Consider the following 13646-nt stretch of genomic DNA (forward strand, 5'->3'; position numbering starts at 1 on the left):
AAAGCTTAAGTTCGCGTCATGACCCAGGCCTATGCCCACCCCTTTACCCGCACCGACCGCTCGCCGACCGCCATATGGTGGTGGACGCTGGATCGTGTGACCCTGGCCCTGGTCCTCATCCTGCTGATGCTGGGCTTCTTCTTTTCGTTTTCGTCGAGTCCGGTGGCGGCACCCCATACCGACGCCTACGACCCGATCTACTACACCAAGCGTCATTTCGTTTTCGCCCTGATGACGGCCTTTGGCATGATCGCTGTATCGATGCTGTCGCTGAAGGGCATCAAACGGGTCAGCGTCCTGGTCTATGGCGGCGCCATCGGCATCATGGCCATGCTGCCTTTGTTCGGACATGTAGCCAAGGGCGGCCGCCGCTGGCTCGAACTGGGACCCGTCGCGCTCCAGCCTTCGGAATTCCTCAAACCTGCCCTGATCGTGCTGATCGCCTGGATGTTCTCGGAAGGCCAAAAGGGCAAGGGCGTGCCGGGTGTGACGGTCGCCTTTATCCTCTATGCGACGGCGATCGTCCTGCTGCTGATCCAGCCCGATGTCGGCCAGTCAATCCTGATCACCACCGTGTTTGGCGCCTGTTTCTTTATCTCGGGCGTGCCGTTCCGCTGGATCGTCGGCATGCTGGGCGCGGCCACGACCGGCCTGGTCGGCCTGTTCTTTATCCAGCCACACTTCCGCAACCGCCTGCTGGGCTTTCTGAAGCCCGACGCCGATAGCGGCTACCAGGTCAACAGCGCCAAGGCGGCCATCGCCAATGGCGGCCTGTGGGGCCAGGGGCTGAACGAAGGCGTGATGAAGAAGCACATTCCTGACCTGCATACCGACTTCATCTATTCGGTGGTAGGGGAAGAATATGGCCTGTGGCTGACCCTGATCCTGATCGGCATTTTCGGCTTTATCGTTGTCCGCGGTTTGCTCAAGGCCATGGCCATGCAGGACCCGTTTCGCCAGATCGCGACGTCGGGCCTGTACATCATGCTGGGCACCCAGGTGTTGATCAATGTCAGCGTCAATCTGGGGCTGATCCCGCCCAAGGGTATGACCCTGCCATTCATCTCCTATGGCGGGTCGTCCATGCTGGCCATGGGGCTGACGCTCGGCTTTATCCTGGCACTGACGCGCAAACGCCAGGAAGAGGTTCCGCTCGACGATCCGACAAAGTGGTAGTATCTCACATCAAAATGCGAAGGGCATTTTGATGTGGTTTCGATATGGACAAGCGGGTTTGTAGTTGTCGCGCAATTTATCCGAAAAGTGCTGCACACTTTGTCGGATTGCGCTTGTCTCGGGCCAATCCTTCGCAAGAGCTTGAAGTTTTGCGAAGAGTCGGCTTGATAGCCGACATATTGTATTAAAGGGCAAGACGCCGTGGCTGTAGCCAAACCTCCCAAACCACGCCGCAAGGCCGCTTCCTTTTCCGAAACGCCCCTGGCCATTGTCGCTGCCGGCGGTACCGGCGGACATATGTTCCCGGCCGAAGCCCTGGCGCGCGAGTTAATTTCACGTGGCTGGCAGGTCGTCCTGGCCTCCGACGCGCGGGGTGCGGCCTATGCCGAGCACTTTCCCGCCGTCGAACGCCTGTCGCTCGACTCCGCCACCTTCAAGATTGGCGACCCGATCGGCATGGCGAAGGCAGCCATCAAGGTCGGTCTCGGCATCCTGCAGGCGCGCAAGGCTTTCGCCCGCCTGAAACCGTGGGCCGTCATCGGCTTTGGCGGCTATCCGTCCTATCCGGCGCTAATGGCGGCTTTACAGCGCAAAGACATTACCCTGATCCATGAGCAGAACTCGGTTCTGGGGCGTTCCAACCGGCAACTGGTGACCAAGGTCGATGCGGTCGCCTGCGCCTTTCCAGTGCTGCGCATGGCGCCGACCGAAATGGAGGGCAAGGTCCAGGTCGTCGGCAATCCGGTTCGGCCCGATATCCGCGCGCTCTACGACATTCCCTATCCCGACACCGAAAAGACCACCCTGCGCATCCTCGTCACCGGCGGTTCCCAGGGCGCCAAGATCCTGTCCGAAACCGTGCCCCTGGCGCTGGCCAGTTTGCCGATCTCGCTGCGTATCAACCTGCATGTCGAACAGCAGGCCCGCGCCGAACAGGCCGAAGCGGCCGCGCGGATCTATCGCGACGCCGAGATCGCGGCCGAGGTCTCGCCCTTCTTCAACAACATGGCCGAGCGTCTGGCCAAGGCCCATATCGTCATCGGTCGTTCGGGCGCCTCGACCGTCTGCGAACTGGCCGTAGCCGGCAAGCCGTCCATCCTGATCCCCCTCAAGATCGCCGCTGACGATCACCAGACCTATAACGCCGAGGTGCTGAAAGAGGCCAAGGCGGCCGTGGTGATTAAGGAAGACGACGTCACCGTCGCCAAGCTGGCCGAAGAAATCCGCACCATGATCGAAGGCGCGGCCCTGTTGCCGATGCGCGCCCGGGCGGCCAAATCGGTTGCCCGGCCCGATGCCGCCAAACGCATGGCCGACCTGGTCGAACGGACCGTTACAAGGATAAAGGGCTGACATCATGACAGGTGATACCGACCGCAAGACTGCCGGGCTGACAGCGGGTTTCATGCAAAGGGTCGGCTTCGTCATCCTGGCCATAGCCGGCGCCCTGCTGGCCTATCACCTGATGAGCCTGTGGGTGATCATCTTCGGCGCCATCGTCATCGCCGTGGTCCTGCGCGCCATTGCCGAGCCGCTGATGACCTATGCCCGGCTCACCGCGCCCCTGGCTGTGCTGGCCGCAGTCCTGCTGGTCCTGGGGCTGATCGTCACCACCTTCTACCTGTTCGGGCGCGATATTGTGGTCCAGGTGCAGAACCTGTCGGCCCAGTTGCCGGAAGCCTGGGCGGCCCTTCAGACCCGGTTGACGGCGCTTGGATTGGGCGATGAAGTCCAAACCCAGATGAAGTCACTGGGCCAGCAGGCGGGTAGTGTCGCATCGCAGATACCGCTGATCGCCGGCAATGTGCTGGGCGTCGTGGCCAATTTTCTGGTCGCCTTGGTCGGCGGCATCGTCCTGGCGGTCAATCCCGGCAAGTATCGCGACGGCGTCGTCTTCCTGTTTCCGGATGACTATAAGGCGCGCGTCAAGGACGCCATGAATGTCGCCGGTCATGCCCTGCGCAAATGGTTTATCGGCCAGCTTATTTCCATGATCCTGGTCGGGGTGTTGACCGGTGTGGGCCTGTGGGTGCTGAAAGTGCCGTCGGCCCTGGCGCTCGGCATGATGTCCGGCCTGGCGCAGTTCGTCCCCATTGTCGGACCGGTGGTGTCGGCCGGACCCGGTCTGCTGCTGGCCGGTGTCGCCGGCTGGACGACCTTTCTGCTGGCCCTGGCGGTCTATGTCGGCGTGTCGCAACTGGAGAGCAATATCATCACGCCGATGGTGCAGAATCGGATTGCATCGGTGCCCATGGTCCTGACCCTGTTCGCCGTGGTCGGTTTCGCGGGCCTGCTGGGCCCTGTGGGCGTGCTGTACGCCATGCCGCTGACCGTTGTGCTCTACACCCTGGCCATGCGCTTTTATGAGGGCGAGGACGTCAGCGAACCGGACGATGCGCCGGAAGCAGAACCGGCGAAACCGGTGCGACGTAAAAGCAGCTAAAGATGGCGTTTGGCGTCCATCGCTTGATGGAGGACACGGACGATCAAAATTGACGTTTCCACCGGCTTGTAGAAAATCGTGTGCGACTGGTATTCGAAAGCGCGCAAACCCTTCGGCTTGACACTCACCAGGTGCCCCATGAATCTATTGGCGGCCAATTTTTCAAAGCATCTTATCAAACCTTCCGCATAGCGATCGGCCTGATCGAAGCCAAACTGTTCAATGGAATAATCAGCTATGTCGTCAAGGTCGTAGCTCGCCAGACGCGAAATAACGTAGTCAGCCATGTTTGGCTTTGTGTCTGGCTTTCGCCTCCGCCCAAATTTGTTCGACCGTGCGATCGCTGATGCCGCTGTCGATGCCGTCCTGAAGGGCTTTCTGAAGCGCGGCCCGCTTTTCCTGATATTCCCGTTCCCGTCGGATCATATCATTGACGAATGCGTTGGGGTCCTCGCCGGCCTGCTCCTGCACCCAGCTTTCATTGCCTTCATCGAGCGATATCGACATCTTACCCATAACCGGCCTTCGCTAAATCTTGTCTTGATCTTCTCACGAAACTCCTGTCCATCAAAGTTGAAAATCAAAAGTGACATGGGTTACTACATGGTCTAAAGCCAGTTCCCTTCCTGACATTTTGCCGCGTGATTTCTGCTTCCATGGCCAACACTTCCAAGCTGCGTCCGACTCCGTTCGATCTCGGTCCCGTCCATTTCGTCGGTATCGGCGGCATCGGCATGAGCGGTATTGCCGAAATCATGCTCAAGATCGGCTATCAGGTTCAGGGCTCCGACGCCAAGGCCTCCGCCAATACCGAACGCCTGGAAAAGGCCGGGGCCAGGATCTTTATCGGCCATGCCACGGAGCACCTGAGCGAGGGCGTCTGCGCCCTGGTCTATTCGACAGCCGTCAAGCACGACAACCCGGAAATGGTCGAAGCGCGTCGCCGCCGCATTCCCCTGGTTCGCCGCGCCGAGATGCTGGCCGAGCTGATGCGTCTGCAATTCTCGATTGCGGTCGGCGGCACCCACGGCAAGACGACCACGACTTCGATGGTTGCCTGTCTGCTCGATGCCGGCGGCATGGACCCGACCGTGGTCAATGGCGGCATCATCAACGCCTATGGCACCAATGCCAAGGTCGGTGACGGCGACTGGATCGTGGTCGAGGCCGATGAGTCCGACGGTTCCTTCCTGCGTTTGAAGTCGACCCTGGCCATCGTCACCAATATCGATGCCGAACACCTCGACCATTGGGGCGATTTCGAAGCCGTCAAAAAGGGCTTTGTCGATTTTGTCGAAAACATCCCCTTCTATGGTTTTGCGGCCGTCTGTATCGACCATCCGGAAGTCCAGGCCCTGGCCGCCAAGGTCGAGAATCGCCGCCTGATCCCCTACGGCGTCAGCCCCCAGGCCGAGGTCCGCTGCATCAATATCGAATTCGGCCCGGAAGGCGCGCTCTTCGACGTTCTGTTCTCGCCGTCCGGTGTCGAGCCCTTTACGTGGGAAAAGATCAGGCTGCCTATGACCGGTAACCACAATGTCAGCAATGCCACGGCCGCCATCGCCATAGCGCGTGAGCTGGGCGTGACGGAAGACAATGTGCGTAAGGGGCTCGGCGCCTTCGGTGGCGTCAAGCGCCGCTTTACGACGACCGGCGTCGTCGATGGTATCCGCGTCATCGACGACTATGGTCACCATCCGGTCGAGATCGCCGCCGTGCTGACCGCTGCGCGCCAGGTCACCCAGGGGCGTGTCATCGCCGTCGTCCAGCCGCACCGCTATACCCGTTTGCGCGACCTGATGACCGAGTTCTCCTCGTGCTTCCACGATGCCGACATGGTCATTGTCGCCGATGTCTACAGCGCTGGTGAACAGCCAATCGATGGGGTCAGCAAGGCTTCCCTGGTCGAAGGCCTGCACCGTTTCGGACACCGCAACGCCGTGCCGCTTGACGGTCCCGCGGATCTGGCCGGTCTGGTCGCGGCAGAGGCCAAGCCGGGCGATCTGGTCGTCTGTCTCGGCGCCGGCGACATTACGTCCTGGGCCTACGCCCTGCCGGGCCAGCTCGAGGCCCAAAAAAACGCGGAAAACCGGGCATGAGCTGGAAAACGAACCTGCCACCGGTGCGGGGCCGGATCATGAGCGATGCCGCCCTGGCGCCCTTTACCTGGTTCCGTGTCGGCGGCCCGGCCGATGTCGTCTTCCTGCCGGCCGACATCGACGACCTGTGCGATTTCCTCAAGGCGCTCGATCCGGCTGTTCCGGTCCTGACCATCGGAGTCGGCTCCAATCTGCTGGTCCGTGACGGCGGCGTCGAGGGTGTCGTCATCCGCCTGGGCAAGGCCTTTGCCGAGGTCGAGGCACGAGACGGCGCCCGTGTCTTTGCTGGCGCCGCGGCGCTCGATGCCCAGGTCGCCAAGGTGGGGGCGCAGGCGGGCATTGCCGGGCTCGAATTCTATCGCGGCGTGCCTGGCACCATTGGTGGCGCCATCGTTATGAACGCGGGCTGCTATGGTGCCGAGACCAAGGACGTGCTGGTCGAAGCCTATGCCGTAACCCGGTCGGGCGAACGCGTCACCCTGTCCAATGCGCAGATGGGCTATTCCTATCGTCATTCCGAGCCTGAGGGTTTGATCTATACCGGCGCCCTCTATCAGGGCACGCCCGACGATGCGGCGGCAGTGACCGAGCGCATGGAGGCCATCACGGCCCGGCGCGAACAGACCCAGCCGATCCGCGAAAAGACCGGCGGCTCGACTTTCAAGAATCCAGAGGGCAAAAGCGCCTGGCAATGCGTTGATGAAGCCGGTTGGCGCGGCAAGCTGTACGGTGGCGCCAAGTTTTCGGACCTGCACGCCAACTTCATGATCAATACCGGCGAGGCGACCGCTGCCGACCTGGAAGGCTTGGGCGAGGCCGTCCGCGCCGATGTCCGTCAGAAGCTGGGCGTTGAGCTCAATTGGGAAATCAAGCGGATCGGCAAGCCCCTGTAAGATTTGGAACCGCGAATGAACGCGAATAAGCGCGAATAGGCAATCCCTTATGCACGCCTTGAACGTGATAGCCGGAATTGCGCGAGCAAGGCTCGCAATCTTATTGGCGTTCATTCGCGTTCATTCGCGGTTCCAAATCTTATTTAAAATCCACGTCAAAAACAGGGGCATTCCTTAATTGAGGAATCAAGCTAGCTTTCGCCTGTGAGGTGAGTGCGCATGTCCCTGCTTGATCTATACGCTGCGAAGGGTCCGTTGATCATGGGTGTGGTCAATGTGACGCCGGACAGCTTTTCCGACGGCGGCCGCTATCTCGGTTTCGAACAAGCGTTGCAACACGCGCAGCAACTGATCGAGGACGGCGCCGATGTGCTCGATATCGGCGGGGAATCGACCCGGCCCGGCGCACAGCCGGTCACCCTGGAAGAAGAGATCAACCGCGTCGTCCCGCTGATCGCCGCTCTGACGCGGACAACAGATACCCCCATCAGCATCGACACCTTCAAACCCGAAGTCGCCGAGGAAGCCTTCAAGGCCGGCGCGGAAATCTGGAACGATGTCAGCGCCCTGAGCCACACGTCTGAATCTCTCGAAACCGCGGCACGACTGAACGGCGACATCATTCTTATGCACATGAAGGGCGAGCCACGCACCATGCAGTCGAACCCGTGGTACGAAGACGTGGTCTGCGAAGTCGAGTCCTATCTGCTGGAGCGAGCCGGCGCCGCCATGCGGGCGGGCGTGCCGCAAGGTCGCATCTGGCTCGATCCCGGCATCGGCTTCGGCAAGAATCTCGACCATAACCTGGCCCTGATCCGCCATACCCGTCGCCTGGCGATGCACGATTTCCCGACCGTCATGGCGGCCTCGCGCAAGCGTTTCATTGCTGCGCTGGAGGAACGCGACGGGGGAGAGCCCTCAGCGCCGGAAGATCGCCTGGGCGCCACGGTCGCAGTGCATTTGCATGCGGTGGCCAACGGTGCCAAGATGGTGCGTGTGCACGATGTCCAGGCCATGAAACAGGCCCTGCGGATATTCACCGCACTTAACGAGGCGCCATGACCGGTTATCACCTGCGTGCTTTGGTGTATTTCATCCTGCTGATCGGTTGTCTGGTCGGCAGCCTGAGCGGCGCCGCGCCGCTATTGTTTTCCTTCGCCTTTTTCCTGATCGCGGTGTCGCAGTTCTTTTTTCTATGCCCACGCTGCGGCAAGCATATCGACACCCGGAGCGATGAGGAAGGCAGCGTCTTTTATCTGCCGGGCGAAGCGCATACCGAAACCTGCCCGCGTTGCCGCCGGTCGCGCAAGGACGTGTGGATGCTGCAATATTTCCTGAAACGTGAACCGTGGGACGGCGTCCGCTACGACGAGCGGTAAATGTCGAAGGCGCCAAGAAATTCCGGATTATGGATCACCGTGCCGCAAGACAGCTGGTAACGCCCGCGATCGATCAGGTTAAAAGCCGCCGGGACCAGCGGCAGGAAAAGTTCCTGACCCGACTTTTTACCGACCAGCGACAGCACGAAGCCGTCCGATCGGTTGGCGCGGATCAACCGCCCGGCCAGGATCTCGGTCGACAGCAGCTCGTCATCCGCGCCGATCTGGTTTAGCCGCACCAGGATCAGCGTCCCGCGCATCGCCCGCAATATCGGGTGATTGCGTTCGGCAAAGGCCTCCGGGACCAATTCATTCCACCGGCTCATTGGTCCTCGCAATAAGCAAAGCGTGGCACGGGACCATCGGCGGTTTCGACCGTTTCAGTAAACATGGCCAGCGGCCGAACCCAGAGGCGCGCCTTGCCGGCTTCCTGATGTAGGGGGGCGTACAGCACGAGCGTTTCCTCGGTTTCGGAATGGGTGACAGTTCCGAACACCTTGTAGAACTTGTCCTTGTAGTGACGATAGGTGCCGCGTTTGATGTCGGCATGATAAAACGAGGTTGTCAGGGGCATAAGACCCTCTTAATCAGGATTCGCAGCATATTGCGCCTGTTCGCGAAAGATTTGAAGTGCAGCGTGTTCTTATCATCGCCGGGTCGGACCCTTCGGGCGGCGCGGGCATCCAGGCCGATATCAAGACTGTCACCTGCCTCGGCGGTTACGCCATGACGGCCATCACGGCCCTGACGGTGCAGAATACGCTGGGTGTCACCGGCGTCATGGCGGTCCCGCCGGAAACCATCACGGCCCAGGCCATGGCCTGCCTTGACGATATCGGCGCCGATACGGTGAAGACCGGCATGTTGGGCGATGCAGCCGTCATGGAAGCCGTCGCGGCGGTGATGGACGCCAGCGACGCCTTCCGAGTGGTCGATCCTGTCATGGTCGCCAAAGGCGGTCACCCCTTACTGGCCGAACAGGCGATTTCGGCCCTGAAGGCCATCATGCTGCCGCGGGCTGGTCTTTTGACCCCCAATACGCCGGAAGCGACTGCCTTGACCGGCGTCGCTATCCACTCCGAAGACGATATGCGCCGCGCCGGCGAAGCGCTGCTGCAGGCCGGTGCCAGCAATGTGCTGGTCAAGGGCGGCCACCTGCCGGGCGACGAGGTCGTCGACATGCTGTTCACGCCCAACCAGATTTTTCGCTTTGCCGCGGTGCGCATCGATACGGTCCACACCCATGGGACTGGCTGCACCCTGGCCAGTGCCTGCGCCACCCTGTGGCGCCCGGACCGGCCGCTCAACGAGACGGTGGCCATGGCGCGCGACTATGTCATGGGCGCCATTGTCATGGCGCCCGGCCTGGGACACGGCCACGGTCCGCTGCGCCATAACTGGATGCTGTAGAGATTAATCGATGATTTCGAGATGCTGCTTGATCTTCTTCGACTTCTTGTCGATGTAGCAGACGGCCAGGTCCTTGTTGCTCAAAGACTTGCCTTCCGAATCGGCCTGACAATCGATCAGGTCCTGGTCGGCGGCGAGATAGCGCGAGCTGTGGCGACCGTAGCGAAAATAGAGATAGCCGAGCACGGCGCCCAGGGCGAGGACAATAAGTCCGGTAAAGAGGTTCATGGCATATCTCCGAATGATCTTGGGGTTGCGGATGTGCGAGAGCGTTAGTCTATTGAGCGTCTTGTAAGTTTCCAATGGGCAGGCAGGGTTGAGCGCACAGCAAAACGCGGAGTCCGTGGGACTCCGCGCTTGGAAGGTTGGCCGGTAGTAAAACCTAACGGCGATTGTTGTCGTGGTTCTGAATGCGGATCTGTCCCGACAAGGTGTCGATGCGGGCATTCAGCGTGGTCGTTTCCTGGAAGTTCAGCCCGTGGCCCGAACGCTCAAAGCTGCGCTTGGTGGCCTTGATGGCATTCAGCTTCGTCGTCAGGCGGGTGGCTTCGCGACGGCTCAGCTGGCGGGTATTTTCACCCATACGAATGCGGTCCTGCAGGTTGCTGATCCGGCTGTCGATACGGTTGTCGACACGGGCCTCGACATGACCGTGATAAGGCCTGGCGGTGGCCGCGACCGGGGCGGTCAATGCGGACAGGCCGGTCATCAGGGCGGCGGCAGCCAGCAGGACGGTAAAGGATTTACGGGTTTTCATCTGGGTCTCTCCTTGGGTTTCGAAATCTCGCTGCACATCAGCGATGGAGGGATATAACCACATGGCATCTGATCTGAATCTGAACCGTGCGGTTCATTCCATGTTCAATCCAGCGCCGGAATTATGTCGTAAAAACAAGGGTATGTGGCGCAACGCTGACTGGGTAAGGAACAGCCTGTGTCACGGCTGAAACAAAGCCGGCGGCAGGATTTCCGGCGCAAAAAAGCTCGCAAATTATTTTTGCCTAATGCCGCCCGACCCAGACAAAGAAAAAGCGCGGAACCAGCTTGGGGCAGGCTCCGCGCTTCAGGGCGCCGGCAACGGGTTTACGGGGCGAACCGCCGCCGGGCCTTTGGAATCACCAACGATAATTGCCACGCAACTGGTAACGCATCTGGGCCGACAGATCGTCGATCTTGCTGTTTAGCGTCCAGGTTTCGCGTTGGTTGATATAGCCGCCGGACCATTGATACTCGCGCTTCAGGGCGGCGATGTCGCTGAGACGATATTCCAGGCGCTCGGCGTCGTAGCGGCCAAGATGGCCGGCCTGACGATTTTGGCGGATGGTGAATTTCAGTTGGTCGATACGGTTGCCGATCGGGTCGCGATAGCGCTGGTTCCATCCGCCGTGATGGGGGGAGTGCCAGTGGCCACCGTGCGGGCGGGCAAAAGCAGGCGCTGTCAGGCCGGTGAGGCCGGTGAGGGCGGTGGCGGCGACGGCCAGGGCGATCAGTGTGGTGCGGGTTTTCATAATGAGTCTCCTGAATGTATCGGTCGGTCCCTTTCCGACCATGAGACCATTTAACCACGCGGCGCCTGAGCCTGACCTGAACGGTGCGGTTCATAGTTGGTTCATGCACCTCCCCACTTGTGCTATCCTGTTCACACATCTCCAAAAAGCTTTTCCGTTCAGTCATTTGCAAATGTTAAACCCCGACTTTCTGAATATCAACGACTACAGGAAGGCCCCCACCACCACCCATCGGTCAGAGCTTCACTTCGTTTCGCTTGCCCTCGGGCGGTCCCCCTCCCCGCGTGGCGGGGAGGTATAAGTCATTGTTTTAGCTAATTTATACTCCACCGCCACGCGGGGGAGGTGGCAGCGCAAGCCCCTACGACCTTTAGGTCGTTAAAGGGGATTAGCGCTGACGGAGGGGGGCCTTATCAAGCTCACAGCGTTTCTGACTGTCGGGAAAATAGTCATAAACCATTGCATTACAAAGAGTTATGCGATGTGTGAATCCGATAGCCACTTGTGGGGAGGAGGCACCGCACGAGACGGCGGATGCCGGCGAGATGTGGGGGAGGGGCTCCAGCGCCGTCCTAATCTACACGCACAAATCTACACACAAATAAAGACGCGGAGCCTGCGGTGAGGGGCAGGCTCCGCGTCCATCAGGACCGGGAAGGCGGGTTTACGGGGCGACCGCCTCCCGGGCCTTTGACAGCTGGTAGGGGGAGGATTACCAGCGGTTAGAATCGTGACGGTTCGAACGGACCTGGGTCGACAGATAGTCGAGCTTGGTGTTCAGGGTCTGAGCTTCGTCGCGGTTCAGGCCACGGCCCGAACGTTCATACGAGCGCTTCAGCGAGATGACGGCGTACAGGCGGCTTTCCAGACGCGAGGCTTCGCGGCGGCTCAGGTCGCCGCTGCGGCGGCCATCGTGAATACGCTCCTGAAGGTTCTGAATACGCATTTCGATGCCGCGGCCATTGTCCTGATGATGACCGCCACGATTATCCCAGCCGCCATTGCGATCATTGTCACGGCGATCGTTGTTCCAGCCGCCATTGCTGTCATTGTCATGACGATCATTGTTCCAGCCGCCGCTGTCACCCGGGCGGTTATCGCGGTGATCCTGATAGCCGACGGCGATGGTCGTGCGGGAGGTGACTGTGGCGGCTTGCGAAGCAGTGGCGGCAAAGCCGGTCAGGGCGGTGGCGGCGACGGCGAGGGCGATCAGGGTGCTGCGGGTCTTCATGGTCATGTTCCTTAGGGTTTATGTTTGCGCTGTTTCTTGAGCGTGAGATCATTTAACCATCCGGCGCCTGAGCCTAACCTGAACGGTGCGGTTCATTTTCGGTTCACCCTTCCCGCTCACGGCTCCGCGCGGCGGCGAAACGTCGCCAGCCGTTTTGGCGTCTTGCCATTCCAGCGCTTTTATGTGCATGACCCGCTCAAGCGTTATTAGGGAGGCTGACATGACCCTGAACCCCAACAAGCCCGCACGAGCACCTGAGCGGCCGTGGTTTTCCTCAGGCCCGACGGCAAAACGCCCGGGCTGGACCGTCGAGGCCCTGTCGGGTGCTCCCGTCGGCCGTTCTAACCGCTCCAAGGTCACAGTCGGACGTATCCAGCAGGCCCTGGAACTGACGCGGTCGATTCTGCAGATTCCAGCCAATTATCAGGTCTTTATGACGCCGGGCTCCGATACCGGCGCGTTCGAAGCCGCCATGTGGAACCTGCTGGGGCCGCGCAAGGTGCAACTGCTCAGCTTCGAAAGCTTTGGCCAGTTATGGGCCGACGACGCCGTGGAACATCTGAAGCTTGATGCCGAGGTGTTGAGCGCGCCCTATGGCCAATTACCCGACCTGGGCAGGATCGATCCCGACGCCGATCTGGTGTTTCCATGGAACGGCACGACCTCGGGCGTGCGCCTGACCGACGCTGACTTCCTGAAGGGACATACGGGCCTGGTCCTGTGCGACGCCACCTCGGCGGCTTTCTGCATGGAGCTGCCGTGGGCCCTGCTCGATGTCGCCACCTTCTCTTTCCAGAAGGCACTGGGCGGCGAGGCGGGCATCGGCGTGATGGTCCTGTCGCCGCGCGCCGTCGAACGTCTCAACAGCTTTGACTCCGGCCGCCCGATCCCAAAAGTCCTGCGTTTGAAGAAAAAAGGTGCTGCTGATCCGGCCATCCTGGGCGGTGACGCGATCAACACCTTCTCCTTTTTGGTGGTTGAAGACTTCCTCGACGCCCTGCGTTGGGCGTCCCTGGAAGGCGGGCTGGAAGGCCTGATCAACCGCTGCAACCACAATTTCGACGTTCTGCGCGAATGGGTCGAGGCGACGCCATGGATCGATTTCGTCGCCGAGGTTCCGGCGCAGCGTTCGACCACCTCGGTATGCATGAAATTTGTGGCGCCGGAGGTGATGAGCCAGCCGGCGGACGTCCAGGCGAAGCTGGCGTCGAAGATCGGTTCCCTGCTTGAAATCGAAGGCGTCGCCTTCGACGTTACCGGCTATCGCGCCGCGCCGCCGGGCCTGCGCGTGTGGTGCGGCTGCACGGTCGAGGCCGATGACATCTGCGCCCTGCTGCCGTGGCTGGAATGGGCCTATGCCCAAGCCGTGACCGAGGTCCTGCCCGTCAAACAGACTGCGGGCTAAGGCCTTCCCGGTCTCGTCAAGAACAGTGTTATAAAAATCACTGTCGGTGAATTAAACCGCAGACAGCTGCGCATGCAGCAATATGTTTTGTGCCACGCACAA

General features: G+C 60.6%; 17 protein-coding genes. 9 read left to right on the forward strand and 8 right to left on the reverse strand.

Going from position 1 to position 13646, the window contains the following annotated elements; all coding sequences use genetic code 11:
• The first annotated feature begins 18 nt into the window (after positions 1–18).
• The 3 genes from AC1DXO_RS11030 to AC1DXO_RS11040 all read left to right on the forward strand — a co-directional run bounded on the left by AC1DXO_RS11030 (position 19) and on the right by AC1DXO_RS11040 (position 3619).
• On the forward strand, positions 19–1176 hold the full coding sequence (locus AC1DXO_RS11030; protein WP_476978191.1) for an FtsW/RodA/SpoVE family cell cycle protein: 1158 nt from the start codon (positions 19–21) through the stop codon (positions 1174–1176).
• A 201-nt stretch (positions 1177–1377) separates the two neighbouring features.
• The gene (murG, locus tag AC1DXO_RS11035; RefSeq protein ID WP_476978192.1) at positions 1378–2529 is read left to right on the forward strand and encodes an undecaprenyldiphospho-muramoylpentapeptide beta-N-acetylglucosaminyltransferase; all 1152 of its coding nucleotides are present in this window, start codon (positions 1378–1380) and stop codon (positions 2527–2529) included.
• Between the two features lie 4 nt (positions 2530–2533).
• Complete coding sequence (locus AC1DXO_RS11040) at positions 2534–3619, forward strand: AI-2E family transporter (RefSeq protein WP_476978193.1); 1086 nt, start codon at positions 2534–2536, stop codon at positions 3617–3619.
• On the opposite strand, the gene AC1DXO_RS11045 is transcribed toward AC1DXO_RS11040, so the two are convergent.
• Together AC1DXO_RS11045 and AC1DXO_RS11050 are read right to left on the reverse strand one after the other, a co-directional pair.
• Positions 3616–3906 carry a type II toxin-antitoxin system RelE/ParE family toxin gene (locus AC1DXO_RS11045; RefSeq protein WP_476978194.1) on the reverse strand — a complete coding sequence of 97 codons (291 nt, stop codon included), beginning with the start codon at positions 3904–3906 and terminating at the stop codon, positions 3616–3618. The genes AC1DXO_RS11040 and AC1DXO_RS11045 overlap by 4 nt on opposite strands.
• The gene (locus tag AC1DXO_RS11050; RefSeq protein ID WP_476978195.1) at positions 3899–4135 is read right to left on the reverse strand and encodes a ribbon-helix-helix domain-containing protein; all 237 of its coding nucleotides are present in this window, start codon (positions 4133–4135) and stop codon (positions 3899–3901) included. The genes AC1DXO_RS11045 and AC1DXO_RS11050 overlap by 8 nt, the downstream gene beginning before the upstream one ends.
• 140 nt (positions 4136–4275) lie before the next feature.
• Here AC1DXO_RS11050 and murC point away from each other — a divergent pair, with 140 nt between their 5' ends.
• The 4 genes from murC (at position 4276) to AC1DXO_RS11070 (ending at position 7990) form a co-directional block, all read left to right on the forward strand.
• Positions 4276–5718 carry a UDP-N-acetylmuramate--L-alanine ligase gene (gene murC, locus AC1DXO_RS11055; RefSeq protein WP_476978196.1) on the forward strand — a complete coding sequence of 481 codons (1443 nt, stop codon included), beginning with the start codon at positions 4276–4278 and terminating at the stop codon, positions 5716–5718.
• The gene (gene murB / locus AC1DXO_RS11060) at positions 5715–6611 is read left to right on the forward strand and encodes a UDP-N-acetylmuramate dehydrogenase (RefSeq protein WP_476978197.1); all 897 of its coding nucleotides are present in this window, start codon (positions 5715–5717) and stop codon (positions 6609–6611) included. Before murC ends, murB begins: the two co-directional genes overlap by 4 nt.
• 219 nt (positions 6612–6830) lie before the next feature.
• On the forward strand, positions 6831–7673 hold the full coding sequence (gene folP, locus AC1DXO_RS11065; protein ID WP_476978198.1) for a dihydropteroate synthase: 843 nt from the start codon (positions 6831–6833) through the stop codon (positions 7671–7673).
• Entirely contained in the window at positions 7670–7990 is a 321-nt protein-coding gene (locus AC1DXO_RS11070) for a hypothetical protein (RefSeq protein WP_476978199.1), read from the forward strand. Before folP ends, AC1DXO_RS11070 begins: the two co-directional genes overlap by 4 nt.
• Here AC1DXO_RS11070 and AC1DXO_RS11075 read toward each other — a convergent pair.
• Both AC1DXO_RS11075 and AC1DXO_RS11080 read right to left on the reverse strand, forming a co-directional pair.
• A complete protein-coding gene (locus AC1DXO_RS11075) occupies positions 7975–8316 on the reverse strand; it encodes a hypothetical protein (RefSeq protein WP_476978200.1) in 342 nt (113 codons plus the stop codon). The genes AC1DXO_RS11070 and AC1DXO_RS11075 overlap by 16 nt on opposite strands.
• Complete coding sequence (locus AC1DXO_RS11080) at positions 8313–8564, reverse strand: DUF1653 domain-containing protein (RefSeq protein ID WP_476978201.1); 252 nt, start codon at positions 8562–8564, stop codon at positions 8313–8315. The genes AC1DXO_RS11075 and AC1DXO_RS11080 overlap by 4 nt, the downstream gene beginning before the upstream one ends.
• A gap of 56 nt (positions 8565–8620) precedes the next feature.
• Here AC1DXO_RS11080 and thiD point away from each other — a divergent pair, with 56 nt between their 5' ends.
• Positions 8621–9400 (forward strand): bifunctional hydroxymethylpyrimidine kinase/phosphomethylpyrimidine kinase, encoded by a 780-nt coding sequence (gene thiD / locus AC1DXO_RS11085; RefSeq protein ID WP_476978202.1) that lies wholly within the window; start codon positions 8621–8623, stop codon positions 9398–9400.
• Positions 9401–9403: 3 nt separating this feature from the next.
• Here thiD and AC1DXO_RS11090 read toward each other — a convergent pair whose 3' ends face one another.
• The 4 genes from AC1DXO_RS11090 to AC1DXO_RS11105 all read right to left on the reverse strand — a co-directional run bounded on the left by AC1DXO_RS11090 (position 9404) and on the right by AC1DXO_RS11105 (position 12139).
• Positions 9404–9628, reverse strand: a complete 225-nt coding sequence (locus tag AC1DXO_RS11090; protein WP_476978203.1) for a hypothetical protein — start codon at positions 9626–9628, stop codon at positions 9404–9406.
• A gap of 154 nt (positions 9629–9782) precedes the next feature.
• A complete protein-coding gene (locus tag AC1DXO_RS11095; RefSeq protein ID WP_476978204.1) occupies positions 9783–10157 on the reverse strand; it encodes a hypothetical protein in 375 nt (124 codons plus the stop codon).
• Between the two features lie 358 nt (positions 10158–10515).
• Positions 10516–10908, reverse strand: coding sequence for a hypothetical protein (locus AC1DXO_RS11100; RefSeq protein WP_476978205.1), 393 nt, complete (start codon positions 10906–10908; stop codon positions 10516–10518).
• Positions 10909–11620: 712 nt separating this feature from the next.
• On the reverse strand, positions 11621–12139 hold the full coding sequence (locus AC1DXO_RS11105; RefSeq protein ID WP_476978206.1) for a hypothetical protein: 519 nt from the start codon (positions 12137–12139) through the stop codon (positions 11621–11623).
• Between the two features lie 220 nt (positions 12140–12359).
• Between AC1DXO_RS11105 and AC1DXO_RS11110 the strand changes: the two genes are divergently transcribed.
• On the forward strand, positions 12360–13544 hold the full coding sequence (locus AC1DXO_RS11110; protein ID WP_476978207.1) for a phosphoserine transaminase: 1185 nt from the start codon (positions 12360–12362) through the stop codon (positions 13542–13544).
• The last annotated feature ends 102 nt before the right edge of the window (positions 13545–13646 follow it).

The organism is Asticcacaulis sp. P2_C5 (genome assembly GCF_056404555.1).